The organism is Chryseobacterium sp. CS3K3.1 (assembly GCF_059515165.1).
Genome location: NZ_JCAKRV010000003.1, coordinates 240,447 through 254,585, shown reverse-complemented (window position 1 = coordinate 254,585; position 14,139 = coordinate 240,447). Strand labels below are relative to the sequence as shown.

Annotated in this window: 11 protein-coding genes; all 11 read left to right on the top strand. The window is 36.8% G+C overall.

All coding sequences use genetic code 11. The features are described 5' to 3' along the window. The first annotated feature begins 85 nt into the window (after positions 1-85). Entirely contained in the window at positions 86-760 is a 675-nt protein-coding gene (locus AC5YGI_RS05015) for a response regulator (protein ID WP_002977493.1), read from the top strand. Positions 761-808: 48 nt separating this feature from the next. Then, complete coding sequence (locus AC5YGI_RS05010) at positions 809-1,840, top strand: sensor histidine kinase (RefSeq protein WP_110010193.1); 1,032 nt, start codon at positions 809-811, stop codon at positions 1,838-1,840. A gap of 133 nt (positions 1,841-1,973) precedes the next feature. Next, positions 1,974-2,573, top strand: coding sequence for an IS1096 element passenger TnpR family protein (locus AC5YGI_RS05005; RefSeq protein ID WP_330747314.1), 600 nt, complete (start codon positions 1,974-1,976; stop codon positions 2,571-2,573). Between the two features lie 141 nt (positions 2,574-2,714). Then, complete coding sequence (locus tag AC5YGI_RS05000) at positions 2,715-4,064, top strand: alpha-amylase family glycosyl hydrolase (protein ID WP_330747313.1); 1,350 nt, start codon at positions 2,715-2,717, stop codon at positions 4,062-4,064. Between the two features lie 145 nt (positions 4,065-4,209). Beyond that, positions 4,210-4,650 (top strand): hypothetical protein, encoded by a 441-nt coding sequence (locus AC5YGI_RS04995; RefSeq protein WP_330747312.1) that lies wholly within the window; start codon positions 4,210-4,212, stop codon positions 4,648-4,650. 16 nt (positions 4,651-4,666) lie between these two features. After that, positions 4,667-5,317, top strand: coding sequence for a hypothetical protein (locus AC5YGI_RS04990; protein ID WP_330747311.1), 651 nt, complete (start codon positions 4,667-4,669; stop codon positions 5,315-5,317). Positions 5,318-5,454: 137 nt separating this feature from the next. Further along, the gene (locus AC5YGI_RS04985) at positions 5,455-6,249 is read left to right on the top strand and encodes a thymidylate synthase (RefSeq protein ID WP_454510338.1); all 795 of its coding nucleotides are present in this window, start codon (positions 5,455-5,457) and stop codon (positions 6,247-6,249) included. Positions 6,250-6,476: 227 nt separating this feature from the next. Beyond that, the gene (locus AC5YGI_RS04980; protein ID WP_110010187.1) at positions 6,477-6,695 is read left to right on the top strand and encodes a hypothetical protein; all 219 of its coding nucleotides are present in this window, start codon (positions 6,477-6,479) and stop codon (positions 6,693-6,695) included. Between the two features lie 25 nt (positions 6,696-6,720). Beyond that, entirely contained in the window at positions 6,721-9,231 is a 2,511-nt protein-coding gene (locus AC5YGI_RS04975) for a M1 family metallopeptidase (RefSeq protein WP_496167689.1), read from the top strand. Between the two features lie 169 nt (positions 9,232-9,400). Then, complete coding sequence (locus AC5YGI_RS04970; protein ID WP_496167687.1) at positions 9,401-10,729, top strand: hydroxymethylglutaryl-CoA synthase family protein; 1,329 nt, start codon at positions 9,401-9,403, stop codon at positions 10,727-10,729. Between the two features lie 613 nt (positions 10,730-11,342). Then, positions 11,343-14,138 (top strand): SusC/RagA family TonB-linked outer membrane protein, encoded by a 2,796-nt coding sequence (locus AC5YGI_RS04965; RefSeq protein WP_496167685.1) that lies wholly within the window; start codon positions 11,343-11,345, stop codon positions 14,136-14,138. The last annotated feature ends 1 nt before the right edge of the window (position 14,139 follow it).

The following is a 14,139-nucleotide window of genomic DNA, read 5'->3' as shown; positions in this document are numbered from 1 at the left end:
TAATTTTTTAATAATTAGTTAACATTTGGCGGATAGATGAAATCAATTGAAATAATTAATTTTGTGGGAATTCTTAAACTAGAAGATGAGCAAAAAAATTCTTTTAATAGACGATGAACTGGACATTTTAGAGATTCTGTCTTACAATTTGGAAAAAGAAGGGTATGATATTTATACCGCTACCAATGGTAACGAAGGTATAGAAAAAGCGAAGGAAATTGTTCCGGATCTTATCTTATTAGATGTCATGATGCCTGAAAAAGATGGTATAGAAACCTGTCAGGAACTTCGTAAAGTGAAAGAACTGCAAAAAACACTTATCGTGTTCCTTTCTGCAAGAAGCGAAGAGTTTTCTCAATTAGCAGGTTTTCAGGCAGGTGCTAATGATTATATTGTAAAACTGATCAAACCGAAAATCCTTATCTCTAAAGTAAATGCATTATTACAGCTAACCTCTCAGGTGTCTGACAATGCTAAACTCATCGAAATCGGAGACCTTGTTATCGATAAAGATAACTTCAGGGTTTCCAAAAGCGGACAGCAATTTCTTCTTCCTAAAAAAGAATTTGATTTGCTTTACCTTTTGGCTTCCAATACTGAGAAGGTTTTCAAAAGAGAAGAGATCCTGGAAAAAGTTTGGGGTAATGATGTGATCGTAGGAGAAAGAACCATTGATGTTCACATCAGAAGACTAAGAGAAAAACTGGGAATCAATACGATTCAGACATTGAAAGGGATTGGGTATAAACTGATCGTTTAATTATTTAAAAATCCTAACTTTACGTTCAATCATTAAAACGTTGTAAAATTGAAATTTTACAGACTTACCCTCGTTGCCTCCTGTCTTCTGACACTGGTAATGCTCCTTTTAGTAGTCGTATTCGATTCGCTGAAAGATATCTATTATGAGACCCCTTTGTTCAAAACGGGTCTTTTCATCTGTATTATCCTGATCTTTATGATCAACTGTGTAGTACTGGAGCTGCTCTTTAATTATTACGGAAGAAAGCAGGTGAAAGGACTTTCCGGAATCCTTCCTCAGGAAATGGTTCATGATAATGATGAAAATATAACCATTAAAGAATTAGGAGAAAGATTTTCAGACCTTAATCAGCAGAGAGCTTCCGAAATTGATATGATGAAAGAGATGGAAAGTTACCGTAAAGAATACATCGGAAATGTTTCCCATGAGCTGAAGACTCCTCTTTTTTCTATCCAGGGATATGTAGAAACCTTGAGAGACGGCGGCGTGGATAATCTTACGATCCGCGACAAATATCTGGAAAGAATTGATAAATCGGTAGAAAGACTGATTGCTATTGTGACAGATCTTGATATGATCAACAGGCTGGAAGCCGGTGAAATCAATCTTACCGTTTCAAAATTCGATGTGAACCTTCTGATCAAAGAAATTTTTGACCTTCTTGATCTTGAAGCTGAAAAACGAAATACAACATTACAGATTCAGACCCTTCATCCGCAGATTTTTGTGGAAGCCGATAAACAGAAAATTTCCCAGGTTTTTATTAATCTGATTTCCAATGCTATTCATTATGCCAACAGGCAGGAAGCAAAAGTGATCGTAAAAACCAGTGTCCTTAAAAATAAGGTGCTGATCGAAGTGATAGACAATGGGATGGGTATCAAATCTGAAATTCTTCCAAGAATCTTCGAAAGATTTTATCGTGTGGAAACCAGCAGAAGCAGAAGAGAAGGCGGCTCCGGACTCGGTCTGGCTATTGTAAAACACATCCTTGAAGCTCACAACGAAAACATTACCGTAGAAAGCGTTTACCTTGAAGGGACGAAGTTCAGTTTCATGCTTGAAAAAAGTAAATAATTCCGGCAAAATGTAAGAAAAAAAAATATTTTAAAAAATCCTGAAATATTTTTTTGTCACATGTCATTTATTATATATTTGCAACAGAGATTTATCATAATTATAAAGGCAAAAAGTAATTTAAGAAACTGATATGGTTTACAAAATCCGCGTAATATTAGATGCGAAAGAGGATATTTTCCGTGATGTCGAAGTTAAGGGAAAACAAACGTTATGGAACTTACATTTAGGAATTAAAAGTGCATTCAGTCTGCAGGGAGATGAGCTTTCTACTTTTAATCTGTTGGAAGATGACGGAACGATCGTAAAAAGTGTCCCATTGGAAGATATGAGTGATGATGGTGATGGTGAGATCATGTCAGATGTTTACATTGATGAAGCTTTTGAAAATGTAGGTGACAAAGCGCAATTCCAGTATGGACTTCTTGATCTTTGGGAATTCTTCTGCGAGCTTGTGGAGGTAATTGAAGAAACAAAAGGCGTGAACTATCCGATCACTGTATACAGATTTGGAAATGTTCCATTAAAAGCTCCAAGCAAAAACGGAAGTACCGGAGGTGGCAAAAAGAAATCAGCAATGCCATTGGTAGATGATGAGTTCGGTTTTGATGATGATTTCGGAGCGGGAGGAAACTTTTCAGACGAAGATGATGACAGCTTTGATGATGAGGAAGAAGAAGACTATAATGACGATGTCTTTGATGATGAGGATGACAATGATGATGAAAGATAATCATACAATATACTGGCCCTGGATTTAGATCCGGGGCTTTTTTTATGCTGATTAAAGCAAATTGCCATTCTGCTTTTAACGATTTTGCCTTTTTACCCTTTTACCCCAAAAACAATCCTTACTTTTGTTAAAAATAGTTTAATGAAAAAATTAATTTTGTTAGCTGTAATTGGTCTGGGAATTGTTTCCTGTACCACTCAAAAAAATAAGCGGAAGATGACAGAACTGCCAAAAGATTGGAAACATAATACAAATATTTACGAAGTAAACATAAGACAATACACTCAGGAAGGAACTTTCAAAGCATTTGCAAAAGAAATGCCCCGACTGAAATCTATGGGAATAAAAACCCTTTGGTTTATGCCTGTTACTCCGATTGCCCAGCAAAACAAAAAAGGAAGTCTGGGGAGTCCTTATGCCGCAGCAGATTATACTTCCATCAATCCTGAATTCGGGACCCTGCAGGATTTTAAAGATATGGTGAATGAAGCTCACAGGTTAGGATTCAAAGTCATTATCGACTGGGTAGCCAATCATACCGGCTGGGATCATGTGTGGACAAAAACACATCCTGAATTTTATCTTAAAGATCCGGATGGGAAATTCCATATTGCTTCCGGAATGGATGATATTATTGAATTGGATTATAAAAATCAGGAAATGCGCCAGGCAATGATTGATGCTATGAAGTTCTGGGTACAGGAAACCAATATCGACGGATTCCGATGTGACCTTGCCTCATGGGTGGAAGTCGATTTCTGGGAACAGGCACGTCCTGAAGTGGAAAAAATAAAGCCTCTTTTCTGGCTTGGAGAATTTGATGAGCTGGAAAGTCCTGAATATGGTAAAGTTTTTGACGCCAGTTATTCCTGGAAATGGATGCATAAATCTGCCGACTATTACAAAAATAATGAACCTCTTCAGGAATTAAAAGATCTTCTGAGACAATATTCCAATATCGGAGACGCTTCGATGAGAGCCTGGTTTACCACCAACCACGATGAAAACTCATGGAACGGAACCGAATATGAAAAATACGGAGTCATTACAAAACCTATGGCAGTATTCTCTGCAACATGGAATGGCATTCCGTTATTATATTCAGGACAGGAACTTCCGAACATGAAGAGGCTGGAATTTTTCGAAAAAGATGCCATCAAATGGACCCATACCTATCAGGCTGCTGATTTCTATAAAACACTATTGGATTTAAAAACATCAAATCCTGCATTAAGAGGTGGAGATTCCAACGTGACGACCTATCTTCTCAATACGACAGCCAATGATAAAATTCTTGCTTATGTAAGGAAAAATGGGAAAGATGAAGTGCTGGTAGTCCTGAACATGTCAAAAGAACCGGTTAATTTCTTCATTGAAGACGACCATCTGTCCGGAACATTCAGAAATGTTTTTGATAAAACAAAAAGAGACTTCAGTAATGGAAAAGACTTCAGCTTCAAAGTTTCTGATTATGCCGTATTTGAAAAATAAAAAGTAATGGCTTTGAAACTTAGCTTAAACAGTAAATTTTAATCACTAGTCTTTAGAGGAACTCAATTCCCCTCCGCTGGAGGGGTGTCAAAATCTGTGATTTTGACGGGGTGGTTTATCTACCTGCAATAAAAAAGATCATTCAATGAACAAACAGGAAATAATCAACATCATCAAAGCAAAAGCCGCAGACAAAATTCAGTATTTTGAAAACCTTATTGCTGAAACACGGGCTTCCAACAACGATACTAAAAGTTCGATGGGTGATAAATATGAAACCGGAAGAGAAATGCTTCAGCAGGAAATCAATAACCTGCAGAGGCAGCTCAATGAAGTGTTGAATCAGCAGGCTGTTTTGCAGAAAATAACATCCGATCCTTCAGAAAAAGTGCAGAACGGAGCATTGGTGAAAACCAATAAAGGAATGTTTTTTATCTCAGTTTCAATGGGAGAGTTTGTTTTTGAAAACCGGAAAATAATGACAGTTTCTGCAGAATCTCCTTTGGTAAAAGCAATGTTTGGCAAGAAAATGGGAGATAACTTTACCATCAACAATATCAATCAGGATATTGAAGATATTTGGTAAATTAATCTTTAATAATATGAAATTTAAAAATTTATTTGTCTTTGTATTTCTATTGGGCAGTTTGGTCATCAATGCTCAGGTTCGTGCCACCGTTTCCGCAAAAACATACGATCTGGAAACAGTGAAATTAACGGTAGAGGATTTTGTAATTACGCTGAATGCTGACGGATCAATTTCTGATTTTAATGCCCCTGCTCTGAATGGGGAACTTAAGTATTATGATAATCAGGTTTTTGATAAAGCTAAATATGGTAAGCTTAAAAGTATAGGGAATGTCAAAATAGAGTACTGGGATGATTCCATATTTGCCACAGAAAAAACAGGGAAGCTGAAAAGTATAGGAAATATTTCTGTAGACTATTGGGAAGACTCTGCCTTTACCAGAGAAAAAGCAGGTAAAGTAAAGAAAATAGGTGCTCTCAGTATAGATTACTGGTCAAATGATGTGATAGATAACAGCAGGATGGGCAAACTGAAAATAATAGGAGACATTTCTATTGACTATGGAACAAAAGATATTATTGATGAAAGTAAATTCCAGAAGCTTATAAAGTTTGGTCCGGTGAGACTGGATTATTCAAATGATAAGTTTATTGATAAAAACAGTTATGGTCAGCTAAAATCAATCAATGGAAACAGTGAAAAAATTAGCGTTTCTGTATTATAATACTTCTATTGCTTTAATAGCTTGAAGCTGTAGAATATACGCGCATTTAATAAAAAAGAGATATACATCTTATAAAACGCATCCATAGGTTGGGTGCTTTTTTTTTACTAAATTTGAAACTTAAAATCTCATTCAAAATGCAAAACTACCTGGACCTTTTACAGCATATTTTAGACAACGGAACTGATAAAACCGACAGAACAGGCACTGGAACAAGAAGTGTTTTCGGATATCAGTTGAGATATGACCTGTCTAAGGGATTTCCCTTGGTAACGACGAAAAAAGTGCATTTGAAATCCATTATCTACGAGTTGCTTTGGTTCCTGAAAGGAGATACCAATATTAAGTATCTTAAAGATAACGGAGTAAGCATCTGGGATGAGTGGGCTAATGAAAATGGAGATCTGGGACCTGTTTACGGAGCGCAGTGGAGAAGCTGGAGTGGAGCAGACGGAAAAGTGGTAGACCAGATTACAGAAGTAATTGACCAGATCAAAAAAAATCCGGATTCCAGAAGACTTATCGTATCTGCATGGAATGTTGCAGAAATTCCTAACATGGCTTTGGCTCCTTGTCATGCCCTGTTCCAGTTTTACGTAGCTGATGGTAAATTATCGCTGCAGCTGTATCAGAGAAGTGCCGATGTTTTCCTTGGCGTACCGTTCAATATTGCAAGTTATGCATTGCTGCTGATGATGGTAGCACAGGTGTGTGATCTTGAGGTAGGGGATTATGTTCACAGCTTTGGAGATGTTCATATCTACAATAATCATTTTGAACAGGTAAACAGACAGCTTGGAAGAGAACCACGATCACTTCCTACAATGAAATTAAACCCTGACGTTAAAAATATCTTTGATTTCGATTTCGAGGACTTTACGCTGGAAAATTATGATCCGCATCCGGGGATCAAAGCTCCAGTAGCGATTTAATATTTTTATATCTTTTTATTTTTTAAATTTACTTCTATTATTTTAACAGTAATAGAAGCATTATTTGTGCTTATAAGCCGGGAAATCAGAATATAATCCTTTGGTACACTTTCTTTGGCAATAGTTTCTTACATTTGGAAGAACAACGCCCGTTCACCGGATTTCTTTTGTAAGATGATCCGTTGACAGGCAGTAAGTCATAAATATCAAATGCTTAAGAACAGATTATGAAGTATTTAAAAATTAATATTGAAGAAAATGCAGATATTGAAGTACTGAAAAATGCTGTACTTCAGCTGAAAGGTGTGGCATCCGCAGAAATAGTGGATGACGAAAACCCGGAAAGTGAACTCAAAAAAGCGTTTGCAAAAACGAAGGAACAGCTTAAAAAGGGCGACTATGAAACCCTTGTCAATGATATTTTCGACATCATCATAAAAAAATAATTCTAAAAAATAATAAAGCAGACCGATGAGAAAGGCTATTTTATCAATTGCTATACTTGGAATTTTATTTTCCGCCAATGTATCAGCACAAACCGACACTTCAGGAAGAGAAAAAGTATACAGAGCTACCCACACGAAAGTAACAGAGCTTAAGCACACAAAGCTGAAAGTGAATTTCGATTATCAGAAAGAACAGATGAATGGGGAAGAATGGCTTACCGCATCACCTTACTTCTATGCCACCAATGAGCTTACCCTTGATGCAAAAGGAATGCTGATTCATGAAGTGGCTCTTGATAACAACGGCAAAAAGTCTCCTTTAAAATACGAATACAAAGATGATGTTCTAAAAATTACGCTGGATAAAACCTATCAGAGAAATCAGGATTATACCGTTTACATCAAATATACCTCCCGCCCGAATGAAGTGAAACAACAGGGAAGCATGGCAATCAATGATGCGAAAGGTTTGTATTTCATAAACGCTCAGGGGACAGATCCCAACACACCAATACAAATCTGGACACAGGGAGAAACAGAATCTTCTTCGGCATGGTTTCCTACTATTGATAAACCCAACCAAAAGACAACACAGGAAATCTATATGACAGTTCCTGATAAATATGTAACGCTTTCCAACGGTCTTATGAAAGATTCTAAAAAAGAATCCAACGGACTTAGAACCGATCATTGGGTGATGGACAAGAGACATTCTACTTATCTTTTCTTTATGGGCGTTGGAGAATATGCCATCGTAAAAGACAAATGGAAAAACATTCCTGTTGATTATTATATTGAAAAGGAATACGAGCCTTATGCTAAACAGATCTACGGAAATACTCCGGAAATGATCGACTTTTTCTCCAAAAAGCTGAATTATGACTATCCATGGGCGAAATATGCCCAGATTTCCGGAAGAGATTATGTAAGTGGTGCAATGGAAAATACCACAGCCACTCTTCATGGAAGTGATATCCTTCAGAAACCGGGTCAGCTTATCGATGAAAACACATGGGAAGATACCATTGCCCATGAATTGTTCCATCATTGGTTTGGAGATCTGGTAACGGCAGAAAGCTGGAGCAACCTTACTGTCAATGAATCTTTTGCCAACTACTCCGAATATCTTTGGAATGAATACAAGTACGGAAAAGACCAGGCAGATTATCACCTGATGACAGATGTGAATAATTATCTTCATAATCCATCCGATTTTAATAAAAATCTGGTGAGATTCAATTACGAATCCCGTGAAGATGTTTTTGATCTTGTAACATACCAGAAAGGAGGTGGCATTTTAAATATGCTGAGAAACTATCTTGGAGATGATGCCTTCTTTGTCGGAATGAACGATTATCTGAAAACCAATGAATATCAGAATGCTGAGGCCCATCAATTAAGACTCTCTTTTGAAAAAGTTTCCGGGAAAGACTTAAACTGGTTCTTTAATCAATGGTATTTTGGAAGCGGAAACCCAAAGATTAATTATTCATCCACCTTTGAGCCGGTAAAAAAACAGGTTGCTGTAACCATTAATCAAACTCAGGAAAAACCATTTGAATTTCCTCTGGCTATTGATGTCTATGACAATGGAAAACCCAAAAGGTATAATGTCTGGGTAAATGCGGAAGCAAAAAATACGTTCAGTTTTGATGTTTCTAAAACACCGGATCTCGTCAATATCAATGCAGACGGAGTTTTACTGGCTGATATTACGGATACTAAAACTTCGGAACAGAATCTGATGCAGTTTACCAACTCCAAGGAATTTAAAAGCAGATATCTGGCTCTAAACGGAATTAAAGATCAGGCCGGGAAAAGTCCTGCCGCTGTAAAATTATTGGCTGCTGCATTAAAAGATCCTTTCTTCAGAGTAAGAATAAAAGCATTAAACTTAATAGACCTTACCAATCCTGAACAAATGAAAGCATTGGGTGCTGAAGTTGAAAAACTGGCTTCCAATGATCCAAAAACATTAACTCAGGCTGCGGCTATTGCTGCTTTAGGAAAAACAAAAGACAAAAAATACCTTCCTTTATTTGAAAAAGGAGTAAGTGCTGTTTCCAATGCAGTAAAAGGAAGTTCGATGGGTGCGCTTCTTTCTATTGATCCGTCAAGAGCAAACAGTCTTGCTGATAAAATTGATATGAAAGGTGCTTCAGAAGAATTGCAGGCACAATTGCTTCCTGTTATTGTAAAGAACAGGATTACTTCACAGATCGAAAATATTGCACCTCTTGCTACTTTCTATCCGTTCATTAAATTCCAGAATCCGGAATTGGGAAAAGCAGCAGAAGACGGTTTCAACTGGATCATGACTTCCGATAACCTGAAAGCAACTGAAAGCGTTACTAAAATAGCAGGATATGCCAAAAACCAAATGGCAGACAATCCACAGGCTAAAATGATGATGGTTCAGATGCTGAAAGATGGCTTGAGCAAAAAAATGGAACTGCTGAAACAGAATCCGCAAAACGCAGCAAGTATCAACAAGCAGATTGATGTTCTCAATAAAGCTATTGAAAATTATAAATAAAGAAAGGAGCCGGTAAATTTACCGGCTTTCTTTTTTACTGTTAAAGGTTTCTGGATTACTGTATTATATTTTAAAACGCATTGGTTTTTAATGATGTTGCAAAAATTAGCATTTTTTACCACCGTTTTTTGCATTATCTTTCATAAATTCGTTTAAAATTTAGACAATTATGAGTTTTGGAATTGAAGCAGCGGGTTATTATGTGCCTGGTTTATATTTGGAGATTAAGGATTTAGCAGAAAAAAGAGGGATAGAGCCGGCGAAATTGGAAAAAGGCCTGGGTCTTCATAAAATGGGACTTTCTGATGTTCACGAAGACGCTGCCACTTTTGCAGCAGAAGCATTACTGAAGCTTATAAAAGATTATGAGATCAATCCTAAGGAAATAGCAAGAGTATATCTGGGAACAGAAAGTGCTGTGGATGCAGCAAAACCTACAGCTTCCTATGCTGTACAAATGGTGGAAAAAGTACTGGAAGATGAATGGGGAACCCGATGTTTCAGAAACTGTGATGTGCTTGATATGACTTTTGCCTGTGTAGGAGGAGTAGATGCGTTACACAACGCTCTGGACTTTGTGAGGGTGAATCCCGATAAAAAAGCAGTAGTGATTGCCAGTGATTATGCAAAATATGAATTGGCTTCTTCAGGAGAATATACACAGGGAGGTGGTGCGGTAGCCCTTTTGGTTTCATCCAAACCGGACCTTCTTGAAATTGAAAATAATTGGGGAGTTGCTTCGGAAAGTGTTTTTGATTTTTTCAAACCCAGGAGATCATATAAAAAAGAAGACTTGAATGGGGCTCCTGAAACATATCCCGAAAAGATTGAAGTTTTCACAGATGAGCCGGTTTTTGACGGACAATATTCTAACCAATGCTATCAGGATAGAATAAAAGAAGCTTATTATCATTATAAAGAACTGACAGGACAGGATAAACCATATGAAAACTGGGAGTATATTATCTTCCATCTTCCTTATGCCTTCCACGGAAAAAGAGTTTTCACAGAAATCTACAGTCTTGAGAACGGTCTTTCCTATGAAACGGCTGATGAACAGAAAGCAATTGCCAAGTCAGAAAATTATCTGAAATTAATCAATGATAAAATAGAAAAGACCCAGAGAGCTTCTTCTGAGATCGGAAATATGTACACCGCTTCTATTTTTATGGCATTTCTTTCTGCTTTACAGACATCTTTTAACGAAAATGAAGAACTTTCAGGAAAAGAAATTGGCTTTGTAGGGTACGGAAGTGGCTCAAAATCAAAGGTGTTTGCCGGAAAATTGTCCGGGAACTGGAGAAAGGTAGTAGAAAAATGGAATTTGTTTGAAAGTTTGAAGAAAAGAACCGCTGTGGACTTTGAAACCTATGAAAAGCTTCACAGAAAACAGCTGAAAGATTCTGTAAATAAAAATTACAAAGGATTTGGACTTGTCGCTATCGAAACAGAAAATCCTGTTTTAATTGGAGCAAGATACTATCATTATCAGAAGTAACTATATTCTCAGTAAAATTGTATAAAAGCATCTCATACTTCGGGATGCTTTACTTTTTTATCTATAGAAATATTATAGTATTTTACAGTTGGATTATTTGTAATTTTAATAACGAGACAGTCACAAAATAACAATAAATGCTGTGTGAAATTCTCTACAATTTATTTGAACTCAGTAAACAGTAAATGAACGGTTTTTTTTACTGTTGTGATGAACAAAAAATTCTGAAACAGGAATTCTCTGTTTGCGGAAGGCTGTTTTTTATATAAAATTTAAGATGAAAGCCTGTTTTTTACTCCATTTTCTTCCAATTGGTGAATTATTTAAATGTATTTTTTACTTTACGATTGATTGTCGAGGTTTATTTTTTTAATCATTTTTTTTAAATTAATGTAAATTGATTTTAATTTTAAAATTTATTAAAATTCCGTTAATATATAAATTGACTTATTTTTTGTTAAATTTTTAAATATTTTCAAAATGATTCCTCATCATTTTTTTAAGATGAATGTGAATCTCTCCGTTCTGGAAGCGCGTTTTCAGCATTCAGCGAATTGATGTTATAGATATTTATCGACATATTTGTCGCTTGAATATATTAAAATCTGTTAATATGAATGTGAAGTTGCATGTATTAAGTGCCGGAGCTTTGTTTTTTTTAGGACAAGCTGCTTTTGCACAAAAATCTAAGAATGATTCTGTTCTGAAGGAGAATAAGATCGATGAAGTAATCGTTACTGGATACCAGAAGAAAAAAGCAGATGAAATTACCCAGGCTCAGGCTGTTGTTGGTGGTGATGAAATCAGAAGAAACTCTCCTACAACATCTATCGGTAACTCTTTACAGGGTAGGGCTTCAGGGGTATTTGTACAAAGTACTACCGGGCAGCCAGGTGCTGCTGCTACCATCCAGGTAAGAGGGATTGCCGGTGTTGGTGGTTCTTCAGAACCTACTTATGTAGTAAACGGGATGTACATGACTGCACGACAGTTCAGTGCAATCAACCCTGCAGACGTAGAATCGATTTCAATTCTTAAAGATGCTGCTGCTACAGCGCAGTATGGAGCAAGAGGAGCAAATGGGGTAGTGGTAGTAACTACTAAAGCCGGTAAAGCCGGAAAAACTCATTATTCATTTGAAACCAAGTTTGGTTTCAGTGAAAAGCTGAGAGACAAAAACTACACTATGATGAACTCCAGGGAGCTGATGGATTTCCAGAATCAATTGGGATATCTTGGATTCAAACCAAGATCTCAACAGGAAATAGATCTACTTGCTGCCTATGACCACAACTGGCAAAAAGACCTGTTGAAGCCTTCAAGCATCCAGTCTTATTTATTCAGTGCACAGGGTGGTTCCAGAGAGAGTACTTTCTATTACTCTTTAGGATATGATTCTGACAATGGAATTATCAGAGACATTGATGGTCTTAAAAGATATACTGGTAACTTTGGATTTACCAATAAACTGAGTGAAAAACTGAACGTTGGTATTAACCTGGGGGTTCAGTATCAGGAAACGCAGAATTTCAGAGACAGAAACAATACGCAGAACCCATTTGCAGCTATGTATAAATATGCGCCTTATGAGCCGGTTTATAATGCAGATGGCAGCTACAACCAAACCATGAGAGCTGGTTCTAACGTTGTTGAGCAGATCCGTACTAATAGATCAGATGATCAGAGACTGAGAATTCCGGTAACTTTATTTGCTGAATATAAAATTATCGATGGACTGAAGTTTAAATCAAACTTTAATGGACTTTTCGATTGGTACATGAGAACTCGATGGATGCAAAAAGGTTCAAACCTGGATATTACAGTGAACAAAGTTCCTACAGGTTCATTGAACAAAGACTCATTCTACACATTTAACTATACCTGGAATAACTCCATTAATTATAAAAAATCATATGGAGGTCACAACTTTGATTTCTTAGGATTTATCGAATATAACGATAACTACAATGAAACAATGAATGGTGGAGCTTACGGATTGAAATCTCCGGTAATCAATGTTCCATCAATCACAACACCTTCTGACAGAAATACATTTACAGGGGTTAAAGTAAGAAATACCCTGTTCAGTTTAGCGGGGATGTTAAACTATGATTACGAAGGTAGATATTTGGTGACAGGATCATTGAGAAGAGATGCTTCATCAAGATTTGGTGCCAATAACCAAAGTGGTATTTTCTGGTCTGCAAGTGCAGCATGGAATATTGCGAAGGAGGAATTCATGAAAGGTGGTTTTATTAATGATTTAAAACTTAGAGGATCTTACGGTACAACAGGTAACGACGGTACCTTACCGGATTATTTTAACGTAAACAATATCAGCTACGGTTTATATGGTACTAACGGTACTTCATATCCCGGAACATCTTCACAAGGCTATTATATCATTGGTAACAGCAACCTGAAATGGGAATCTAATGCAATTACCAACTTAGGGGTAGATTTCACAATGTGGAACAGAAGAGTTCGTGGATCCGTAGAAGTATATCAGAACAAGAGAAAAGACTTCGTACAGCTTGTACCTTTGGATAAACAGGAAGGAGGGTACTATCAGTATATCAATGCAGGGGATATGTCTCAGAAAGGTCTTGAAGTTGAACTTAGTGTAGATGTAATTAAGCAGAAAGATTTCCAGTGGAATTTACATGCTAACATTTCTTTCCAGAAATCTGTTCTTGACAAGTTAGCAGACGGACAGACTGAAAGAAACTTAGGAGATACTTATTTAAAAGTAGGAGAGTCTCCATACGTATTCTATAATGTAAGATTTGCCGGAGTAGATCCAAGCAACGGAAAAGCTCTGTATTATGATAAAGAAGGTAATGTTACTGATGTTTACAGTGCATCCAATGCAGTTCCTATTACGGATAAATCTCCATTCCCAAAAAGTTTTGGTGGTTTTGGAACAACAGTTCAGTACAAAGGACTTGATTTCAGTGCAGATTTCTCATTCAAGCTAGGTGGTTATACTTATAACAACATGTATGCTGCTGCTGTTGATCCAACATTGGCTGTTGCTGGAAGAAACATGGCTCAGGCTGCTGCTCAGGTTTGGCAAAACCCTGGAGATACAGGAGTATTCCAGAAAGTTGACTCAAACGGTATGCGTGATTCTGATCAGTGGATAGAAAAATCAGATTACTTAAGATTAAGATCACTTACATTAGGATACACATTTGATAAAGCGTTCCTTGGAGAAGGATCTCCAATCAATAAGCTTAGAGCATATGTACAGGGACAAAACCTATTTACAGTGACTAAATTCCACGGAGAACCTGAAGTTTCAGTAGGATCAGATGAATCTGCAGCTTTGTTCGTTCCAGGATCATATAACCTTTATACTTACCCTGCTGTAAGAACAATTCTGGTAGGACTGCAATTAGAATTTTAAT

Coding starts and splice junctions, on each gene's coding strand:
- AC5YGI_RS05015 (WP_002977493.1), top strand. CDS start 86: ATGAGCAAAAAAATTCTTTTAATAGACGATGAACTGGACATTTTAGAG.
- AC5YGI_RS05005 (WP_330747314.1), top strand. CDS start 1,974: ATGGTTTACAAAATCCGCGTAATATTAGATGCGAAAGAGGATATTTTC.
- AC5YGI_RS05000 (WP_330747313.1), top strand. CDS start 2,715: ATGAAAAAATTAATTTTGTTAGCTGTAATTGGTCTGGGAATTGTTTCC.
- AC5YGI_RS04995 (WP_330747312.1), top strand. CDS start 4,210: ATGAACAAACAGGAAATAATCAACATCATCAAAGCAAAAGCCGCAGAC.
- AC5YGI_RS04990 (WP_330747311.1), top strand. CDS start 4,667: ATGAAATTTAAAAATTTATTTGTCTTTGTATTTCTATTGGGCAGTTTG.
- AC5YGI_RS04985 (WP_454510338.1), top strand. CDS start 5,455: ATGCAAAACTACCTGGACCTTTTACAGCATATTTTAGACAACGGAACT.
- AC5YGI_RS04980 (WP_110010187.1), top strand. CDS start 6,477: ATGAAGTATTTAAAAATTAATATTGAAGAAAATGCAGATATTGAAGTA.
- AC5YGI_RS04975 (WP_496167689.1), top strand. CDS start 6,721: ATGAGAAAGGCTATTTTATCAATTGCTATACTTGGAATTTTATTTTCC.
- AC5YGI_RS04970 (WP_496167687.1), top strand. CDS start 9,401: ATGAGTTTTGGAATTGAAGCAGCGGGTTATTATGTGCCTGGTTTATAT.
- AC5YGI_RS04965 (WP_496167685.1), top strand. CDS start 11,343: ATGAATGTGAAGTTGCATGTATTAAGTGCCGGAGCTTTGTTTTTTTTA.